Here is an 18,186-nt window from a genome sequence, read left to right as displayed (position 1 = left end):
GTCTCCCAAACCAAAGGCTAGACAGATTTTTCTAAACCGGTAATACCATTTCTCCGACATAAATGGTATTGTAAAATAGCCGGAAACTGGACTGACTATTTTTCAATACCCAATCCCAATTTTAAAATTTCTCGATAGACCCACCAATGCTTTCTTTCACATCAATGATTTTCGGATCCCCTTTATACGTAATCCTACCTCTGGTAGCCGCTGTTCCTTTAAGGGATTCTGTCACCTCAAAAACACCACTCGCATTGGTATTTGTTCTAATCTCAGCATGTTCTACAACCAACTCTTCTCCATCAATTTCAGCATTTGTAAATGCATTATAGTCAAGGTTTACAGCGGTTCCTTTAACAAACATCTTGGCATTGGTTTCTGCTTCCAGCATTAAATTTTCAGCCTTTACCTCTATTTCTAGATAGCCATTGCTGGCAACTGTTAAGTCTATGTTTTTATTTTCGATAGGTTCTTTCACAAAAACCTTGGCTCCTGAAGACACCTCTATTTCGTTCAGTTGAAGGTAGGTAATTACTACTTTGATAGCACTTGACTTGGGTTTGCTACCATCCACTTCAAGTTCCAATCGCCTCTTATCGACTTCAGAAACGATTTGATCAAGACCTATTCCAGATGCAGTGATGGTAATTCCTTGCTTTTCCCCTTTTTGAAGCTCCACCTCTATACCATCGCTAACGTCCAATTGATCAAAAGCATTGAGCGTTCTTGTTTCTGTGTTGGTTTGTGCTTTGGCTCCGATAAAAGCCAGTACCATGAATAGGGATAAAATAGTCGTTTTCATAATTCATTTTTTTAGGTGATCAAATTACACCACCGAATAGCTTAAAGGTCATGTTCCTTAAAGCAGCATTGGTGGCTGCATAATGCATGGCTTCAGCAATTTCATATGGTTTTACCCAATCTGAAAAATCCGAATCCGGCATTGATGCTCTATTTGGGGGTGTATCAATTATACTTGGGACAAAAACATGAGATCTGATTTTAGAATCCGCAGTTTCATTGGCAATAAGGTCTGCTAAATTCATCACCATATTTTTACTCAAAGCATATGCCAAAACATCCTTTCCTTCGCCGGGGTTTAATGCAGGCTTAGCCCCCACAAATAGGAAGGTACCATGGTTGGCCTTTCTCATTAACGGCAAAAAATGTTTCACCATATTGAAAGCACTGAAAAAATTCAGTTGGATCATATCTTCCATGTCTTTGCTGGACGTTTGCTCAATCCCTCCCATAGCAAATCCTCCTACCAATAATGCCATGCATTCAAGGCTCCCGTACTGCATTTGGTACTCCTTACTAAAATCCTTAACAGACTGTTCATCAGTCACATCTACCTCGTAGACATCATCAGCCTCTTCTACTTCCTGATCGCTTCCCGGAATGGTAACAGCGATAACTTTAAACCCTTCTCTTTTAAATTTACTCACTACAGCACTCCCCAAATTGCCGGCACTTCCGGTGATGATTATATTTCTATTCATGTGATTATTTTGTTTGGTTTTTATGCGGTATGTTTGTCTATATAGTGGACAAAACATAAAAGTAAGCTTTATTTTTAAAATAATAATGGAAACTGAAAAAAGCAGTATAGAGGTCAATGAGCGTAGAAAGCGGATAATATTTGTTTTGAAGGTTCTTGCTTACTTTGCTTTCCTAGTATTACAAGAAACAATAGAACCAAACAAAAACTTGTTATACTCCCGGCTTTACAATATAGCAGATGCACTGACTTTTCTGCTCGCCGGTAATATTCTCGTATCTCTTGGTAGAATATTTTTGGTTAGATTTTATCTAAGAAAAACCAAAACAGACTCCCTTCATAATAATTTTGTCTTGGGAATCAATAGAATTGCTCGCCTGCTAAATGTAATTATCCTATTAATTGCCACGATGATATTCTTTGAAATTGATCCCAAAGAATTCCTATCAAGTATCACCATAGTAGCTGCTGCCATCGCTTTGCTATCAAGAGATTATATCATCAATATGCTAAATGGGCTGATTATTATGTTTTCTGATCAAATCACCCTCGGAGATTACATTAGAGTCGGAGAACATCAAGGACGGATCAAAGACATTACCTTGTTGAATATTGTGCTGCTAAATGAAGATCATGACTTGGTAATGATTCCCAATAGCCTTATGCTCACAGCCAATGTTGTGAATTACAGCAGGCAGAATATAAGAAAATTAACCTTTGATTTCGAAACCACCAACCATTCATCGTTGAATGTGGATGAAATGGAAGGAAAACTAAGATTAATCATAGAACCCTATAACAAAGAAGTAATTAGTGAAAGCCTTTCCCTCAAAACGATGAGTATTCTTAAGGATATTGTAAAAATGAAACTACAAATCCAACTTAATAACCGATCCAAAGAATCTGAAAGAAAAATTCGACGCATTATCAATCAATCCATTATAAAGATTTCCGGTGATGAAATCAAATGACAACTTTTTCGCACAAGTTTACCAGGTTGTAAGACTTATACCTTCGGGTAAAGTTACTACCTATGGTGCCATCGCATCTTATCTTGGCAGCAAGGGCAGTGCACGAATGGTAGGTTGGGCGATGAATGCTGCTCATGGTATGAAAGATGTTCCTGCTCATAGAGTTGTGAATAGAAATGGAATGCTTACCGGGAAAACCCATTTTGCCAGCCCAAACCTCATGCAGGAACTACTGGAAAAAGAGGGTGTCCTAGTTGAAAACAATAAAATTGTTGATTTTGAAAACTTTTTATGGGACCCGGCCATAGCCTTAGAGTTATAATTGTCTAATGGTTACATTTTGCACCTTGCACGATACTTAAACTCTCCTATCTAAACAGCTTCTTTTAAAATACATATTCAACAAAAAAACAGCCATTTTATTACCTAAAAATTAATAATACATTAATTCGCCTAAATAAAAGCAACAAACTCAACACTTTACTAGGTGATTAAAACCCTTTATTTTAGATTTGAAATACAATTATCAAAAGACAAAAAAAATTTAAGCAACTATTATGGCACGATAATGGTTAATTAGATCATCAGCTTTTAAATAGCGAAATTTAAATATTTTATGTCCACTACAATTACCGAAAGAAAACCACCTGCTTCGGGCAGAAAATACATTCCAAAATCAACGAAGTCAAAGGGACAATATTTAAAAAATATCCCGGAGGCAATATTTAACGAATCCCAGCAATTGCTCAAAAGAACCTTTGATGTTACCTTGAGTTTAGTGCTAACAATATTGATCTTTTCTTGGCTATTTCCCTTAATTGGATTACTAATAAAACTGACTTCTTCAGGACCTGTATTTTTTCAACAGCTAAGACATGGGAAAGACAATGTCCCCTTCTATTGTTATAAATTCAGGACAATGTATGTCAATGATCAGGCAGATACCCAACAAGCTACAAAAGATGACCCTAGGATTACTTGGATCGGGAGATTTTTAAGAAAATCAAGTTTAGATGAACTCCCTCAATTCTTTAACGTAATTAGAGGGGAGATGTCTATTGTAGGCCCCCGCCCGCATGCCATACCGATGAACTATAAATTTTCAGCAGAAATTGATAATTTTATGTTTCGCCATACAGTTAAGCCGGGAATTACAGGCTTGGCACAAGCAAAAGGATTTAGAGGAGAAACGAAAGATTTTTATGACATCTATTCCAGGTGTAAATTGGATATCTTTTATGTAAACAACTGGTCACCAATATTGGATATAAAAATCATAATCTGGACTGTTTTTTCATTGCTTTTAAGTAAGAATGAAGTTTATTGATCTTTGAAAATCCAATTTGTATTTAAATCAAACTAATTCAGTAACACGTATTACACCTTGCTCATCCCTATGATTAGTCTATAAATTTATTGCGGGAAGTTTCTTAAGTAAACTATATTTACTCAATTAGTCCGTTGATTTTAGCCTTACCAACCATAAGCCAAAAAACATTAACAACCCATTCAATATTAACAATTCAAAACCGAACTTATATCCCCAAAACCATTTTTCTGACTGAGAGGAGAGCAAGAATGAAATCAAAGGGGCTATTACTGCTAAATACGGTACCCAAGCATCTTTCACCTTGTATTTGGTAAAGAGGCCAAAAGAATAAAGCCCTAGCAATGGTCCGTAAGTATAACCTGCAATTAGGAAAACCGCATTGATTACACTTTGATCATTAACCCAACGAAACAAAAGGATTACAAAGAACATTAATAAAGTAAACCCGAGATGCACTGCTTTTCTGGTGGACAAGGCTTTCTTTTTGTCGGGATTTTTATCGATTTGAAGAAAGTCATAACAAAAAGAGGTAGTCAGTGCGGTGAGGGTAGAGTCGGCACTGCTGTAAGCTGCAGCAGTTATCCCCAACACAAAAACAATTCCGGCAAAAGTGGAAAAATGGGTCGTAGCCAATAATGGGTACAAATCATCTGTTCGTTCTGGGATAGCTATTTGATTGGTTTCGGCATACATGTACAACAGTACTCCTAAGGCTAAAAAGATCAAGTTTACCAATACCAAAATATTGGTAAACCAAAACATGTTTTTCTGGGCATCCTTCAAGTATCTACATGTCAGGTTTTTCTGCATCATATCCTGATCCAATCCCGTCATAACTATGACAATAAACATCCCAGAAAAAAACTGCTTAAAAAAATTAGTCCCACTTTTCCAATCCCAGTTAAAGATTTTCGAATAGGGTTGCTCGGATACTTTCACCATCATCTCACCAATGCCTGACAGGCCAAGTTCTTTTGAAACCAACACAATACTAACAAAAACTGCAAGTAACATAAAGAACGTTTGCAGGGTATCTGTCCATACAACTGTTTTTATCCCCCCTCTGAAAGTATACAACCAAATTAAGGTAACTGTAATTAATACCGAAACCCAAAAAGGGATGCCCCATTGATCAAAAAGGATTATTTGTAATACCCCTGCCACCAAAAACACCCTAATGGATGACCCTAGGGTGCGAGAAAGAATAAAAAAGAAGGCACCCGTCTTATAGGACCAAAACCCAAACCTCCCTTCCAAGTATGCGTATATGGAGACTAAATTAAGCTTGTAATAAAGTGGAAGTAGCACCTTAGCTATCACTGCATAACCTACAGTATACCCTAGTACCAATTGAAAATAATAGAAATTGCTATTCCCTACCTCTCCCGGAACTGAAATAAAAGTGACTCCTGATAGGGATGCCCCTATCATCCCAAAAGCCACCAAAAACCAAGGAGATTTTCTATCACCGGTAAAAAAAGTGTCGGACGTTAAATCCCTTGAAGTAAGCCAAGAAATAATGAACAACAATAAAAAATAAAATGTTATAACAATCAATACCAGGTTTGAGTCCATAATGCTTTCCGCTAAAGGGCAATAAAATTGGGATTAATTATTAACTTTGCAAAATGAAACCTTTAGAACATTTATTTGAATCCGAAGAAGAATTACTCGTAGAAGAACTTGTAGACAAGGAAGAACATGACTTGGTAGTTTTCAATGATGATGTCAACACTTTTGATCATGTCTCCAAGGTTTTAATTAAAGTTTGTAAGCATACACAAGAACAGGCTGAGCAATGCACCATGATTATACATTATAAAGGCAAATGCTCAGTCAAGAAAGGAAGTGTAAGTAAGCTTAAGCCAATGTGTGAATCTATTCTTGAAGCAGGCATTCAGGCGACAATTGTTTAAATCAAACGCTAATTGAACTTTCCTTCCAAATTAATTGAAGATGCTGTAACCGAGATAAGTCGACTTCCCGGCATTGGTAAAAAAACTGCCCTTCGACTAACCTTACATTTGCTCAAACAAAAAGAGCCTGTCACTACAGCGCTTACAGATGCATTATTAAATCTTCGTAAAAAAATACAGTACTGTGAAATATGTCACAATATTTCAGACGATGCCATTTGTAGCATTTGTGAGGGCAATAAAAGAGATAAAAGTGTAATCTGCGTAGTGGAAGATCTTCCTGATGTATTGGCTATAGAAAACACCAATCAATATACAGGCCTTTACCATGTCCTTGGAGGTGTGATTTCTCCAATTCAAGGAATTGGGCCTGATGAACTGAAAATTGAATCTCTGATTAAACGCATCGATTCTCCTACAAGTGGAATTCCTGTCAATGAGATCATATTGGCCCTACCGGCTACCATGGAAGGGGATACTACTTCATTTTTTATCACTAGAAAATTAAAAGATAAAAATATAAAAGTTTCTTCCATCGCCAGAGGGATACCTGTTGGAAGCGAATTAGAGTATACGGATGAAATCACCCTAGGAAGAAGTATTTTGACTCGAATAAAATATTCCGCAGAATAATTTGATGGTTTAAAATACCTATCTATATTTGCACTCCATTTCGGGGGATTAGCTCAGTTGGCTAGAGCGCTACACTGGCAGTGTAGAGGTCATCGGTTCGAATCCGTTATCCTCCACAATTGGTTTCCAACTTAAGTTGGAAACCTTTTTTTTAAATTTTGGAATTTTTTTTATCCTTTATATTGTTATAAATCATATATTGTCAGAACATTACAAATTGACTTATTAACAAATTTTTATTCTTTAAGTATCCTAACACTTTTATATTACGCATCAATCTTATCGCCCGGCTTGCCCATTGGCAGTAATTATCAATCCCCCAATACTATTGGAATTTAACTATTAGCTTATGTCTTTTCACTTCACAAAAAATTCTATCCTTTTTTTCATCCTCCTTTTTTTAACTTTTACGCTATATGCACAAGAAGAAAAACAAAAGCTAGAAGGATCTATCAGTTCGAGTTCTAATGCCTCTCCAACTGGTATGGATAAGGCAATAGATGGAATGCTTAATACATCTTGGTTGTCAACCAATCCTTTTCCAACGAACTATTACACCAATAATTACCAGAACTTGCTCCTACAAACTGACCGAATTCAACTCAGTAATATAGACCCTGAAGCAATCAATTCTTTCCAACCAAACAATACCAACCCGGCAGAAGCCTTTATAGATTTCGCTACTCCGGAAAGCATTTATTTATTAGGATTGAAACTTAATGACTTGCAAGAAAAGGTGAGCATTTCATTTTTAGATAGCACTGGAGTAATTGCAGTAGAAGAATACCTACCGGAACAGAAATACAATCACATTAGGTTTGAAGTTAGCCTTCAAAATATTGTGAAAATAAAATTAAATAGCATTTCCGCATTTTCCATTAGTGACATCGCCATTTTGGAAAGCAACCCAAAAGAATACATCACTTTAGATTTAGGAGACAGCTATCTGATCAGTGAGGTAAAAACAAAACATTGGGCGGGAAATAACAACGCACTTTCTACTCAACTCCTTGCGGGAAACCACTTAGATAGTTTAGTGCAAGTTGCACAATTGCAGCCAAACGAAGTCGCCTTTATCAACACCTCCTTTGCCGAAGCAATTGAAGCCCGGTATCTTAGAATTGAACACGAGGTAGTCCCTGAAAATTATAAGAAAGTTACAGTTTTTGAATTTGAAGCCTATGGTGACAGTCTCGTCACTGAAATTATAATTAACCCTGCCCCTACACCTGAAACCACCTGGGATCCTGACGCAGGTTTATATGAGGCCCTGTCAAAAAATGCAACTGTAACTGCCAGCTCCTCTGCCAACACTTCCCAGAATGCTCCGGAAGCGGCAAAAGACGACAACAATGCAACCGCATGGCTATCTGCCAACCCCTTACCTGATGCTTATGTAAGCAATGAGAGACAAAACATTTTCTTGAACGAAGTAGGTGTTGCATCCAATGGAGTAGCTATGGAAAATGCAACAGATGGAAGCCTTGGAAATAGCACCCCTTCCTTAACACCAATTGATGGTGAAGCCGGCTTTACTTTGGATTTAGCTCCTGTTACCATACATAGGTTAGGTTTGCGATTGGTCAACAATCATACAGAACCTGTTTACATTCAAGTGATCAATCAACTGGGTGACACCCTTCAGACAACCTACAGCACCAGCGAGGCCGGCCATATCCGTTTTCCAATTGAAATGGAGGAAGTGATAAAAGTAAGCTTGACTTCAAGTGCAGCATTTAGCATCCAAGAAATTGCTGCCTATTCAGCACCATTGTCTGAATACATCACATTGGATCTAGGTGAAATCAAACCTGTTTCATGGATAGCTGCCAAGCAATGGAACGGAAACAATACCGCCATTTCTTCCAAATTATGGGTTGGACCGGACTTAGACAGCTTGACTTTACTCGCAGAATTGGACCCCAACTCCTTAGACATCCATAATATAGAACTTCCGGAAGATAGCCGAACAAGATATATTAGATTGGAACAGCAACTGGTAGACATAAACTATAAAAAAGCCACTGTTCAAGAGCTAACCGTATACGATCAATTTGGAAACTACGGACCACCTCCTGCTCCTAAACCTCAAAACTCTAGTTTTGGAAAGCTTTTTGGGGTCAATACGGTATGGGCTTGGGGCACCAAGAAAGTCCCTAATTTACAGGGACCTGATGAAGGAGCTCAAAAATTTATTCGAGCAGCAAACCAAGCAAGAAATTACCACAACATTCATTGGGATACTGCAGACCCTGACATCACACCTTCCTATGGAGGTGAAAATCCGGATGTATTGCGCCCTTGGACCCAGTGGACCAGAGAGTATAAAGACTGGATTGATAAAGGATTCGAAGTAGATGCGACTTTTACTTTTGACAGGTTTCTCGAATCTGTTTGGGATCAGCCTTTTTCCTCAGGTTATGGACTTGGTCATGCCTTTGGCAGTGTCTTTGGCCCAAGCCATGAAAATTTAATCCGCACTGTGGAAGTAGGCAATGAGCCATGGAGCTACAGCGACTCTACCTATAGAAAGATACTGGAAGGGACAGCTCAGGGACTAAAAACTGCAGATCCCTTGTTAAAAGTTTTACCGGCAGCTTTACAAGCCTCTCACCCGGTAACCAGTACAGGGCATAAAAACTATATGGGCACCAAATTACATGAGGCAGCCGCACCCTACCTTGATGGGATTAATTTACACCTTTACAGCTATTACAGAAACGATGAAGGGGCTAGAATTGCCGTTCACCCGGAACATCCTGCCTCTGAAATGAGGGCTTTATTTTCCGGCCTGCGCTTTAGAGATGCCAATATGCCGGGCAAAGAAGTACATGTTACAGAATGGGGGTGGGATGCTTCCAGCGAAAATGAAGCTGCGATAAATTCCGAGGCCATTAGTCCTATCTCACAGGCTGTATATGCCTTGAGAGGCTTGTTTTGGCTAAGCCGAATGGGGGTAGACAAAGCTCATTGGTACTTTTTTGCCAATGTTGATACTCTTGCCGGAATAGACCCTATAAACTATCAGCGATCGGGTTTAACAGAATCATTGCACTACGATTTTAAAGAAAAACGTGCATTCACAGCCGTTGAAGCCATGCAAAATAGAATGGGAAATCTCTTTTTTGAAGAGGTAATCAAAGAAGACGAGAAGGCATATATTTACCAACTACGTAATGAAGATGGAGCCTTGTCACATATCGTTGCTTGGCGGCCGGTTTCAGGAGATGATAGCTTGACGGTCAATATTCAAATTCCTGCCGCATACCCGGCGCAAAATGCATGGTATTTATCTGGAATATCTCCGAATGGAGAAGCCGTCGATCTTTCGTATGCAAATGGTCAACTGACACTACCTCTGTCCTCTAAACCTCTCCTAATTCACTTAGGTGATTCCATTCAGCTTACTACTGTACCAATGGAAGGACAACTAAGGGTAATAAAAGAGGAAAATCATGCCATTGAACTGAAGCTAAACACCTCAACACCTCTGCTTAGTGCAGAGGAAATTCAATTGACCAATGGGTCGGGAACTATATCAAATTCAGCTATTCAATGGGTGCAAGAGTCCCCGCTACTCTGGAAGGGTGATTTAAGCGAACTTGATGCCGGTAGCTATAATGCTCAAGCTATATTAGGAGAAGAAAAAGTAGTGACCAATAGTGTATCCATAGACATCCCCCACAAGTTTACCCTATCTCCAAATCCTACTCAAGGGAAGAGTGTACTAAGGTTGGCAGAAGAATTTTCTTCGAATACAAAAATTTCTATTATAAGATTAGATGGATTATTAATAGAATCCTATTTAATTCAGGCGCTACACTCCACCAAGGAACTCGATTTAAGCCATTTAAAAAATGGGACCTATTTAATTCGATTGGAAAATGCAAATTTTGAAGGACAGCAGAAATTCATAAAGCAATAAGTCGAAAAAATCGCGTCAACCCCTCTAAGAGTTCGCGTGTAATACGGTATAACTGCCCCTCATTATTGGACAGGTTGTCGAAGATATTAGGCCTAAATGAACCTAATGATAAAGCTGAATCATAAAATCTAACTGAATTCATTTAAATAGTATTATAAAAAAAGGGCTGGTGAGTTTTAAAAATTCCAGCCCTTTTTAATAAAATAAGTGTATCCTTTACCCTCAGGTATGGGAATAGATAATTTTTACATCACTTTATGCTTTTCGAAAGGAACGCTTCTATCAAATATATAGCGGTAAGTATGATGGGTCTTAAAGATCGATGCGTTCAATTGTTCACAAACACGCATCATCTTGGGATTAAAATCTCCCACCCAATTCATTTCTATGGTTTTATAAGGTAGCTTCTTTTCGGCCACATTGTCTCTGTAATCCGTCGCCATGGCACTTTCCACTCCCTTACCTTGGAATTCCGGAACTACGCCAAATACTAGACCTAACATTTTATTCGGCGGATTAAATGTCTTATGCCAAAGAAATTTGAGTTTCCCTATAAGGTCCATTTTACCATTCACGTATTTAAAAAGTTGATTGATCTCTGGAATACTTATAAAAAAACATATGGGATCTCCTTTATAGAAACCAAAAAAGATAAGGTTTGGATCAATAATGGGTTTCATTTTAGAAAGCATTAATTTGGCTTCTCTTACAGAAATAGTCTTACCCAAATGCCCAGCCCAGGCCTTGTTGTAAACCGTCATAAAGTATTCAGGAAATTTCTCCCAAAGCTCTTTCCCTTTTAGACATCTAAATTCAAAATCCTTGTTTTGTAGTATTTTCAATGACCTTTCCCTGATTTTAGGGTCTACTACTACACCTCTAACATTTCTACTATAGGTAAATTGTTTGAAATAAATTTGAAAACCGTAAGCTTCAAAAAGGTCTTTATAATACGCAAAATTCCAGTGCATATTATAGTTTGCCGGAGAAAAACCATCAACCAACAGCCCCCACCATTTGTCTCTTTCTCCAAAATTAACCGGGCCGTCCATGGCCTCCATACCCTCTGCCTCCAACCAGTCCTTTGCTACATCAAATAGCATAAAAGCCGCCTTTTGGTCGTTGATACACTCAAAAAAACCCATCCCTCCGGTTGGGATTTTCTCCTTCCATTTGGGGTTGATAAAGGCGGCATTCCTACCGATGGTGTTGCCTTGATCATCTAACAATAACCAGCGAATGGCTTTGCCGCCACTTTTATACAGTTTGTTGGTTTCCGGGTGAAAAAGATCTTCTATATCTTTATCCAGGGGTCGGATCCAATTTTTTTCATTTTTATATAGCCTGACGGCCACTTGAAAAAATTCTTTTTGATGTGCCGGGGTGGTGACTTCCTGTAAATACATGAATTAAACTACTATTTTTAATCTTTTAATATTGGTTTGATAAGTAGACCATAGGATAGCTTAAATGACTTCTCCGTAAAGGTCAAATTCAGTGGCTTCAGTAATTTTAACATTAACAAAATCACCCAATCTACAATAAAACTTACTGGCATCTATCAGTACTTCATTGTCTACCTCCACAGAGTCGTAAGCTGTACGCCCTACAAAACGACCATTTTCTTTTTTATCAATTAATACCTTGTATTCCTTCCCTATTTTCTCCTGATTGAGTTCAAAAGAAATTTGTTCTTGTATCTCCATCAGGCGATTGGCTCTTTCTTGTTTGACTTCCTGAGGCACGCTGTCCTCCAAGCCGTAGGCATGTGTGTCTTCCTCATGGGAATAGGTGAAAACGCCTAAGCGCTCAAACCGCATGCGTTCCACAAAATCTACCATCTCTTCAAACTCCTTTTCCCCTTCTCCGGGATGCCCTGTGATAAGGGTGGTCCTAATTGCAATGTCCGGGATTTTATTCCGGATTTCATTGATCAAAGCCTCCTGCTTTTCACGAGTAGTACCTCTTCTCATCGTTTTCAACACATCAGTTGACCCATGTTGCAAAGGGATGTCCAGGTAATTGCAAATATTGTCCCTTTCAGCCATCACTTCCAACACATCCATGGGAAAACCTGTAGGGTAAGCATAATGCAACCTTATCCACTCTAACCCTTCTACATCCGAAAGGGCTCGCAATAGAGCCGCAAGTCTTCTTTTTTTGTATAGGTCCAAACCATAATAGGTAGAATCTTGGGCGATCAAAAGTATTTCCTTTGTTCCTCCAGCCACTTTGTGTTTGGCCTCTTTTACCAATTCCTCTATTGGCCTAGATACGTGCCCACCTCTCATAAGCGGAATGGCACAAAAAGAACATGGTCTGTCACAACCTTCAGAAATTTTCATGTAGGCATAATGCGAGGCGTGGCTTAGCAACCGCTCTCCTACCAACTCATGCTTATAATCAGCCTTAAATTTCTTCAATAATGCAGGTAATTCCCTGGTTCCAAAGAAGGCATCCACCTGAGGAATTTCATCCTCTAAATCATCCTTATACCGCTGAGAAAGGCAGCCTGTCACATAAACTTTGTCCACCAAACCTTGATCCTTGGCGGTAGCGTACTCTAAAATAGTATTGATAGATTCCTGCTTGGCATTGTCAATAAAGCCACAAGTATTGATAATCACTATATTATTGTCCTCAGCATTTGATTCATGCCTGGCGTCAATACCATTTCCTTTCAGTTGGCTTAAAAGCACTTCGGAATCCACGAGGTTTTTGGAACAACCCATGGTGATGATATTGACTTTATCTTTTTTTAAGGTTCTTGCTTTCATATCTTCCTGCAAAAGTACAAAATTACCCTGACAACCATTCTATACATCTCACCTTTAGCTAAATGTTATTTAATTATTAAAGACTGCGTTATTAAGTAAAGAATCCTTAATCTTCAAAAGGCTTTTATAATTCAGGAAAAGCCTACTTTTGAATCAGTAATACAGCGACAATTTTTTTATTACTCCTTGTAATTTTTTAAAAGGCCACGATCCATATCGAGGCCTTTTTCTTTTTATTCCATGTCTACTTTATAAAATGCTGATTAACCTTCAAACCATCCGGAAATATTGAGCAAAAACCCGATATTTACTGAATGTACTATTAATTGACTACAATGGCCGGAAAGGTAGAAAGAAAACAGACACTAAAAGAAGAATTTGCCAATACACTCACTCATCTGATTGGTATCCTTTTTAGTATTGTGGCCATATCTCTTTTGGTCGTTTTTTCTGTTTTGAATGGCACGGCACTGGATGTTGTCAGTTGCTGTATTTTTGGTGCCACCATGTTATTGCTTTATACCTCATCTACCCTTTATCATGCCATACAATCTACGGAATTAAAACCCCTACTACGTAGCATTGATCATATAAGTATTTACTTCTTGATTTCCGGCACCTATACTCCCTTTTTGTTGCTCGGATTGGGAGGTACTTTAGGCTGGGTATACTTTGGAATTGTATGGACCATTACCGTATTTGGATTGGTTTTTAAAATATTCTTTATCGGGAGGTTTGAAAAACTATCCCTCATATTGTACCTATGTATGGGATGGATGGCCTTGCTCCTAATAAAGCCACTGGTGGCCAACCTAAGTACAGAAATCATTTACCTGATTGCTGCCGGGGGTTTGGCCTATACTTTAGGTACTATTTTTTATGCCAATAAAAAAATGCTTTACGCCCACGCCATCTGGCATGTTTTTGTTCTTGTCGGGACGGTTTTACATTTTATAGCGATTATGTTTCTGATTACATGATAGAAGAAAAATAAGTTTTTATCGACCAATGATTATTTAAATCTTCAGAAAGATTTTAAACCTTTAATCTTGTCAATATAACAGCGAAAACCTCATATTGTAACAAAGGTCACTGTCTTTGGCTCGATCTATGTGTAGTTTTATAGTTGAACCAATAAATGAAACAGCTATGAAATATTATATAAATAAAACACTCGATGCACAATCCTTTGCCGGAGTAAAAGAAAAGGTAACTGCCGCTTTAAAAGAGCAAGGATTTGGTGTGCTTACCGAAATAGATATTCAGGCCACCATGAAAAAGAAACTGGACAAGGATTATTTACCGACAGTAATATTGGGCGCTTGTAATCCTGGTTTTGCAGACAAGGTGTTAACCATTGACCCAAATATGTCTGCCATGTTGCCATGTAATGTCACAATAAGGGAACTGGAAAATGGCAAAATAGAGGTCTCTGCTATCGATCCTGAGGCCGCCATGGTTCCGGTAGGAAAAGATGAAATCAAACCCCTTGCAATAGAAGTAAAAGAAAAGCTCGCAATAGCAGTTGAAGCAGTAAGATAAAAATAAAGGAGATTCCTAATAAAAGGAATCTCCTTTTTGCTTAGAGTCATTTACTTTTCAAAAACCAAAGCCTCGGGATTTGCTCCCAGGTCTTTCAATGCTCCATTTACTGCTTTAATAAATCCCTCAGGCCCACAAACGTAAAAATGCTGGTGCTTGAAATCGTTGATATTCTCCATCAGATATTCTTTATCAATTCTTCCTCGATCATAGGCCGTGTCTTTTTGATTCTCAATGATATTCTGGAACTTATGTCCCATAATGGTCTTCAATTCTTCAAATAGAATGATGTCATCGTTGGTTTTATTTGCAAATATCAGCTGATTGTTACCAATTTCATTTTTTTGACGCAAATCCCGTATTATCGAAATAAAAGGAGTTATCCCAGCACCTCCTGCTAGGAACACACCTTTACCTTTATAAGCAATGGCTCCCCAGGCATCTCCTATTTCAACTTTATCCCCTACTTGTGCATTTCCTAACCTTTTGGTTACTCCTTCATGGTTATCGTAAGTTTTAATGGTAAACTCCAAAAAATCATCACCGGGTAGGCTAGTAAATGAAAAAGGGCGCTTAACATCCTCCCAGCCTTCTTTCAATATACTCAATTCTGTGGCTTGTCCGGGTACAAAAGTATAGCCTTTCGGCTTTTCAATTTTGAATGCATAGGTATCATGTGTTACTGCATTTTTATCCAGAATACTTAATTGATAGGTTTCCATGCGATTTTGGGTTTTATAATTTTATAACTATAGAATATACCACAAACTTTAAACCATATTTTAAATTAGCAGCTTATTGACATTCTTTTTTCAACATATTACTTTGAAAATTAGGAAAGCTGTGCTCAGCTTGCACCGAGAAAATATAGGTTCAATCAGATTTAGTCAAACATTATAATAGGATTAAATGAACTTTAAAACCAGTTTTTGGCAAGCCCCTATCTGCAATTCATCTTAGAATTTTTTGCTTAAATTATTTTCCAAAAAGTTCTATTCGTATTAATTGTGAATGTCTATCTAAGCCTTTACTTTCAAGGAAAATATAAATCACCAAATGATCAACCTATATATATTGCTCCTCCCTTGGTTTATGATTTTTTCCTCCCTTGTTATTAAAACGGCGGACCAACCTGAACTTGCAGATTTCCGGCAAGCCTTTGAGGATTTAAATCAGCAACCTTTGTCCTTTTTAGCAACAAATAATATTTCTTATGCTGCCAAAGGAGGCCACCTTCAAGGCATTCAATTGTATAAAGACAATACAGTATATCTAAGCGGGAGCTCTGAGGAACTGAGTTATATGGTGAAAATAAATCTTGGAGATCCATCCAGGGTAATGGCAATTGACACCTTAATGCATTCACCTCTTCGCCATGCGGGTGGCTTCCAAATTTTTGATCAATACCTAGCGGTAGGCATTGAAGACAATAAGAAGCGAAACCTAGCTTACCTTCAAATTTATGATTTAGAATCTTCGGCTCCCTTTGACCAACCCCTTTACACCATAGAACGAAAAGGGGGTTATGAGCGAGTAACAGCCGGTGCGGTGGGCATTACTGCTTTTAGAGGTGATATATTGATTTTGGTTGCCAATTGGGACAGTCGGGTATTGGACTTTTATTCTTGCCCCAAGCAGGATTTTAATGCAGGGAGAGGACATTTTACGCTAAAAAACTCCATAGAGGTCAAAAAACTATCTACTGCAGAATGGTCAGACCCACTATGGGAGGCCTACCAAAATTTGAATTTATTTTCCGATAAGAACGAGCACCTGTTTATGGTTGGCACTGCCAAAAAGGAGGATGGAAAGCAAGTAGCTGACTTGTTTGACTTACAGCTAGAACCCTCTACACCAAAAGTCACAAAATTAAGTTCGAAAGTTTTTCCTACTTCCAAAGATGTAGATTTTAAAGCTGCTGCGGGTTTAAATATTTCAGATTCAGGGACACTAATATTGGCGGCAGCGCCTTATCAATTGGAAAGGAATACAAGCATTGATTTATTCACCAATAACAGTATAAAATTTTCAACTTGGGAAAAAATGCAGGCATGGCCTTCACCTGATGCCCGTCAAGCAGCTGCAGCTACCAAACATTCTGTTTATGCCATTAACAACCATACCATAAGTAAATATGAAAGGGCTACCGGAAACTTGATCTTGACCAAAAATTATCCCAACACCAAACATTTAAACAGCGGCTTTTTTTACAATGACCTTCTCTATTGCGCCCACTCCAACTACCCAAATCGGCCGGATAGTAGTAGTATTCGAATAATTGATCCTGAAAACTTAATCCTGACAAATACAATTAATTTGGGAGAGTCAGAAGGAAGCCTTACCTGGGTTGTTAAAAACAAGGAACATTGGTATGCCCTTTTTGCCTATTACGGTCAGGACAATCACCTTACCTACCTGGCCAAAATGAATAATGATTGGGAAATAATAGGTAAATGGACATTTCCTAAAAAAATTCTAGAGGAGATGGGCAAAATGAGCATTTCCGGTGGTGTGCCTTGGAAAGAAGGCTTTTTGGTTACCGGGCACGATGAAAAAAAACTTTATTATCTAACTTTGCCTAAAACGGGTAAAACCTTAAACTTTATTGAAAATTATAGAGCACCCTTTACAGGACAAGGAATTGCTTTGGATCCATTAAACGGAGGCCTTGTCGGCATAAATAGAGCTGAAAAAACCTTGATTTCCTCCCAGCTATTGCCCTAATCAATCACCTACAGCTTTGACAAAATCAGTAACCCATCGAAAGCCCCTACCGGGAGTGTAGATCATTTGAAGCATCATGGGAATATGCCTTTTGTTTTTCTGAATTTTGAAATTTGGTTCAGGAACAAATTTCTTGTATTCTTTCATAAACCTATCCGTACCTACCAAAATACTTTCATAGGTTTTTCCTCCCATCATGAAAAGCATGGGTGGCATGTCTTCATGAAGAAAATAGATTGGAGATGTGTCTTTCCACACCTTAGGTGAGTCAGTAAAAGTTTTTAAATGAGAAGTGCCCGGAGCATTGTTCTTTTCTTTGAGGTAATGGTACATATCAAGGCCTGCGGCGTCATTTAAAACGGCCGCAGCAATTGGGCTTTCAACACCAAGACTATCAAAGTACTCCTCTCGAATAGAAATCAAGCTCGCCAAGTGCCCTCCGGCAGAATGCCCGGATACCACTATTTTCTTTGGATCACCACCAAAATCAGCGATATTTTCTTCTACCCAATTCACTGCCTTGGCAGAAGCTTTAGCCATACTGTGAATTTTATATTCCGGGCTCAAGGGGTAATCAATAATTACAGCAACTATGTTTCTTCTGGCCCACCTTCTGGCAATCAAACTGTATTTCTCTTTGGATCCTGATCTCCAGCTACCCCCATGGATAAAAATCAAGACAGGAAGGGCTTCCTTAATCTTTTTTGGTCGAAATATGTTCAAGCTTTTTTCGGGTAATTCTCCCAAGAAACCATCCTCCATATAGGTAACATTTTCTGTAACTGTAATTCCCCTTAAGGAACAGGATCCACACAAAACCAAAAGAAAACCGTAAATGAACAACCGCATCATATCCTCCTTTTTTCC

The 18,186-nt window shown here is 38.4% G+C and carries 16 protein-coding genes and 1 tRNA gene; 10 read left to right on the top strand and 7 right to left on the bottom strand.

Features of this window, described 5'->3' with window-relative positions; genetic code table 11:
• Positions 1 to 121: 121 nt before the first annotated feature.
• Positions 122 to 802 carry a head GIN domain-containing protein gene (locus Q4534_RS04005; RefSeq protein ID WP_303611880.1) on the bottom strand — a complete coding sequence of 227 codons (681 nt, stop codon included), beginning with the start codon at positions 800 to 802 and terminating at the stop codon, positions 122 to 124.
• A 19-nt stretch (positions 803 to 821) separates the two neighbouring features.
• Positions 822 to 1,502: an SDR family NAD(P)-dependent oxidoreductase gene (locus Q4534_RS04000; protein ID WP_303611879.1), complete on the bottom strand. Its 681-nt coding sequence runs from the start codon at positions 1,500 to 1,502 to the stop codon at positions 822 to 824.
• A gap of 85 nt (positions 1,503 to 1,587) precedes the next feature.
• On the opposite strand from Q4534_RS04000, the gene Q4534_RS03995 reads away from it, so the two are divergent.
• The 3 genes from Q4534_RS03995 (at position 1,588) to Q4534_RS03985 (ending at position 3,799) form a co-directional block, all read left to right on the top strand.
• Complete coding sequence (locus Q4534_RS03995; RefSeq protein WP_303611878.1) at positions 1,588 to 2,472, top strand: mechanosensitive ion channel family protein; 885 nt, start codon at positions 1,588 to 1,590, stop codon at positions 2,470 to 2,472.
• A complete protein-coding gene (locus Q4534_RS03990; RefSeq protein ID WP_303611877.1) occupies positions 2,459 to 2,794 on the top strand; it encodes an MGMT family protein in 336 nt (111 codons plus the stop codon). The genes Q4534_RS03995 and Q4534_RS03990 overlap by 14 nt, the downstream gene beginning before the upstream one ends.
• Positions 2,795 to 3,088: 294 nt before the next feature.
• Positions 3,089 to 3,799 (top strand): sugar transferase, encoded by a 711-nt coding sequence (locus Q4534_RS03985; protein WP_303611876.1) that lies wholly within the window; start codon positions 3,089 to 3,091, stop codon positions 3,797 to 3,799.
• A 126-nt stretch (positions 3,800 to 3,925) separates the two neighbouring features.
• Here Q4534_RS03985 and Q4534_RS03980 read toward each other — a convergent pair whose 3' ends face one another.
• Positions 3,926 to 5,377, bottom strand: coding sequence for a sodium:solute symporter (locus Q4534_RS03980; protein WP_303611875.1), 1,452 nt, complete (start codon positions 5,375 to 5,377; stop codon positions 3,926 to 3,928).
• Positions 5,378 to 5,430: 53 nt separating this feature from the next.
• Between Q4534_RS03980 and Q4534_RS03975 the strand changes: the two genes are divergently transcribed.
• The 4 genes from Q4534_RS03975 to Q4534_RS03960 all read left to right on the top strand — a co-directional run bounded on the left by Q4534_RS03975 (position 5,431) and on the right by Q4534_RS03960 (position 10,276).
• Positions 5,431 to 5,718 carry an ATP-dependent Clp protease adaptor ClpS gene (locus Q4534_RS03975; RefSeq protein ID WP_014018446.1) on the top strand — a complete coding sequence of 96 codons (288 nt, stop codon included), beginning with the start codon at positions 5,431 to 5,433 and terminating at the stop codon, positions 5,716 to 5,718.
• 12 nt (positions 5,719 to 5,730) lie between these two features.
• Positions 5,731 to 6,351: a recombination mediator RecR gene (gene recR / locus Q4534_RS03970; protein ID WP_303611874.1), complete on the top strand. Its 621-nt coding sequence runs from the start codon at positions 5,731 to 5,733 to the stop codon at positions 6,349 to 6,351.
• A gap of 42 nt (positions 6,352 to 6,393) precedes the next feature.
• A tRNA-Ala gene (locus Q4534_RS03965) sits at positions 6,394 to 6,467 on the top strand.
• Positions 6,468 to 6,700: 233 nt separating this feature from the next.
• Positions 6,701 to 10,276 (top strand): T9SS type A sorting domain-containing protein, encoded by a 3,576-nt coding sequence (locus Q4534_RS03960; protein WP_303611873.1) that lies wholly within the window; start codon positions 6,701 to 6,703, stop codon positions 10,274 to 10,276.
• Between the two features lie 245 nt (positions 10,277 to 10,521).
• Here Q4534_RS03960 and Q4534_RS03955 read toward each other — a convergent pair whose 3' ends face one another.
• Together Q4534_RS03955 and rimO are read right to left on the bottom strand one after the other, a co-directional pair.
• On the bottom strand, positions 10,522 to 11,682 hold the full coding sequence (locus Q4534_RS03955; protein WP_303611872.1) for a hypothetical protein: 1,161 nt from the start codon (positions 11,680 to 11,682) through the stop codon (positions 10,522 to 10,524).
• 60 nt (positions 11,683 to 11,742) lie between these two features.
• Positions 11,743 to 13,053, bottom strand: a complete 1,311-nt coding sequence (rimO, locus tag Q4534_RS03950; protein ID WP_303611871.1) for a 30S ribosomal protein S12 methylthiotransferase RimO — start codon at positions 13,051 to 13,053, stop codon at positions 11,743 to 11,745.
• 335 nt (positions 13,054 to 13,388) lie between these two features.
• On the opposite strand from rimO, the gene Q4534_RS03945 reads away from it, so the two are divergent.
• Both Q4534_RS03945 and Q4534_RS03940 read left to right on the top strand, forming a co-directional pair.
• Positions 13,389 to 14,033, top strand: a complete 645-nt coding sequence (locus Q4534_RS03945) for a hemolysin III family protein (RefSeq protein WP_303611870.1) — start codon at positions 13,389 to 13,391, stop codon at positions 14,031 to 14,033.
• Positions 14,034 to 14,202: 169 nt separating this feature from the next.
• On the top strand, positions 14,203 to 14,595 hold the full coding sequence (locus Q4534_RS03940; protein ID WP_303611869.1) for a DUF302 domain-containing protein: 393 nt from the start codon (positions 14,203 to 14,205) through the stop codon (positions 14,593 to 14,595).
• A gap of 50 nt (positions 14,596 to 14,645) precedes the next feature.
• Here the strand turns inward: Q4534_RS03940 and Q4534_RS03935 are convergent, their stop codons facing one another.
• On the bottom strand, positions 14,646 to 15,317 hold the full coding sequence (locus Q4534_RS03935; protein WP_303611868.1) for an FAD-binding oxidoreductase: 672 nt from the start codon (positions 15,315 to 15,317) through the stop codon (positions 14,646 to 14,648).
• Positions 15,318 to 15,651: 334 nt separating this feature from the next.
• On the opposite strand from Q4534_RS03935, the gene Q4534_RS03930 reads away from it, so the two are divergent.
• Positions 15,652 to 17,319 carry a hypothetical protein gene (locus Q4534_RS03930; protein WP_303611867.1) on the top strand — a complete coding sequence of 556 codons (1,668 nt, stop codon included), beginning with the start codon at positions 15,652 to 15,654 and terminating at the stop codon, positions 17,317 to 17,319.
• On the opposite strand, the gene Q4534_RS03925 is transcribed toward Q4534_RS03930, so the two are convergent.
• The gene (locus Q4534_RS03925) at positions 17,320 to 18,171 is read right to left on the bottom strand and encodes an alpha/beta hydrolase (protein WP_303611866.1); all 852 of its coding nucleotides are present in this window, start codon (positions 18,169 to 18,171) and stop codon (positions 17,320 to 17,322) included.
• Positions 18,172 to 18,186: the final 15 nt, after the last annotated feature.

The sequence above is a fragment of the Cyclobacterium sp. 1_MG-2023 genome (genome assembly GCF_030546805.1).
GTDB lineage: Bacteria > Bacteroidota > Bacteroidia > Cytophagales > Cyclobacteriaceae > Cyclobacterium.
Note: the sequence above shows the minus strand (reverse complement) of the source record. Positions and strands in the feature narration are given on the sequence as shown.

Bases quoted from the DNA above. Each gene is read 5' to 3' on its own strand.
- Q4534_RS04005 (WP_303611880.1), bottom strand. From the start codon at position 802: ATGAAAACGACTATTTTATCCCTATTCATGGTACTGGCTTTTATCGGA.
- Q4534_RS04000 (WP_303611879.1), bottom strand. From the start codon at position 1,502: ATGAATAGAAATATAATCATCACCGGAAGTGCCGGCAATTTGGGGAGT.
- Q4534_RS03995 (WP_303611878.1), top strand. From the start codon at position 1,588: ATGGAAACTGAAAAAAGCAGTATAGAGGTCAATGAGCGTAGAAAGCGG.
- Q4534_RS03990 (WP_303611877.1), top strand. From the start codon at position 2,459: ATGAAATCAAATGACAACTTTTTCGCACAAGTTTACCAGGTTGTAAGA.
- Q4534_RS03985 (WP_303611876.1), top strand. From the start codon at position 3,089: ATGTCCACTACAATTACCGAAAGAAAACCACCTGCTTCGGGCAGAAAA.
- Q4534_RS03980 (WP_303611875.1), bottom strand. From the start codon at position 5,377: ATGGACTCAAACCTGGTATTGATTGTTATAACATTTTATTTTTTATTG.
- Q4534_RS03975 (WP_014018446.1), top strand. From the start codon at position 5,431: ATGAAACCTTTAGAACATTTATTTGAATCCGAAGAAGAATTACTCGTA.
- Q4534_RS03960 (WP_303611873.1), top strand. From the start codon at position 6,701: ATGTCTTTTCACTTCACAAAAAATTCTATCCTTTTTTTCATCCTCCTT.
- Q4534_RS03955 (WP_303611872.1), bottom strand. From the start codon at position 11,682: ATGTATTTACAGGAAGTCACCACCCCGGCACATCAAAAAGAATTTTTT.
- rimO (WP_303611871.1), bottom strand. From the start codon at position 13,053: ATGAAAGCAAGAACCTTAAAAAAAGATAAAGTCAATATCATCACCATG.
- Q4534_RS03945 (WP_303611870.1), top strand. From the start codon at position 13,389: ATGGCCGGAAAGGTAGAAAGAAAACAGACACTAAAAGAAGAATTTGCC.
- Q4534_RS03940 (WP_303611869.1), top strand. From the start codon at position 14,203: ATGAAATATTATATAAATAAAACACTCGATGCACAATCCTTTGCCGGA.
- Q4534_RS03935 (WP_303611868.1), bottom strand. From the start codon at position 15,317: ATGGAAACCTATCAATTAAGTATTCTGGATAAAAATGCAGTAACACAT.
- Q4534_RS03930 (WP_303611867.1), top strand. From the start codon at position 15,652: ATGATCAACCTATATATATTGCTCCTCCCTTGGTTTATGATTTTTTCC.
- Q4534_RS03925 (WP_303611866.1), bottom strand. From the start codon at position 18,171: ATGATGCGGTTGTTCATTTACGGTTTTCTTTTGGTTTTGTGTGGATCC.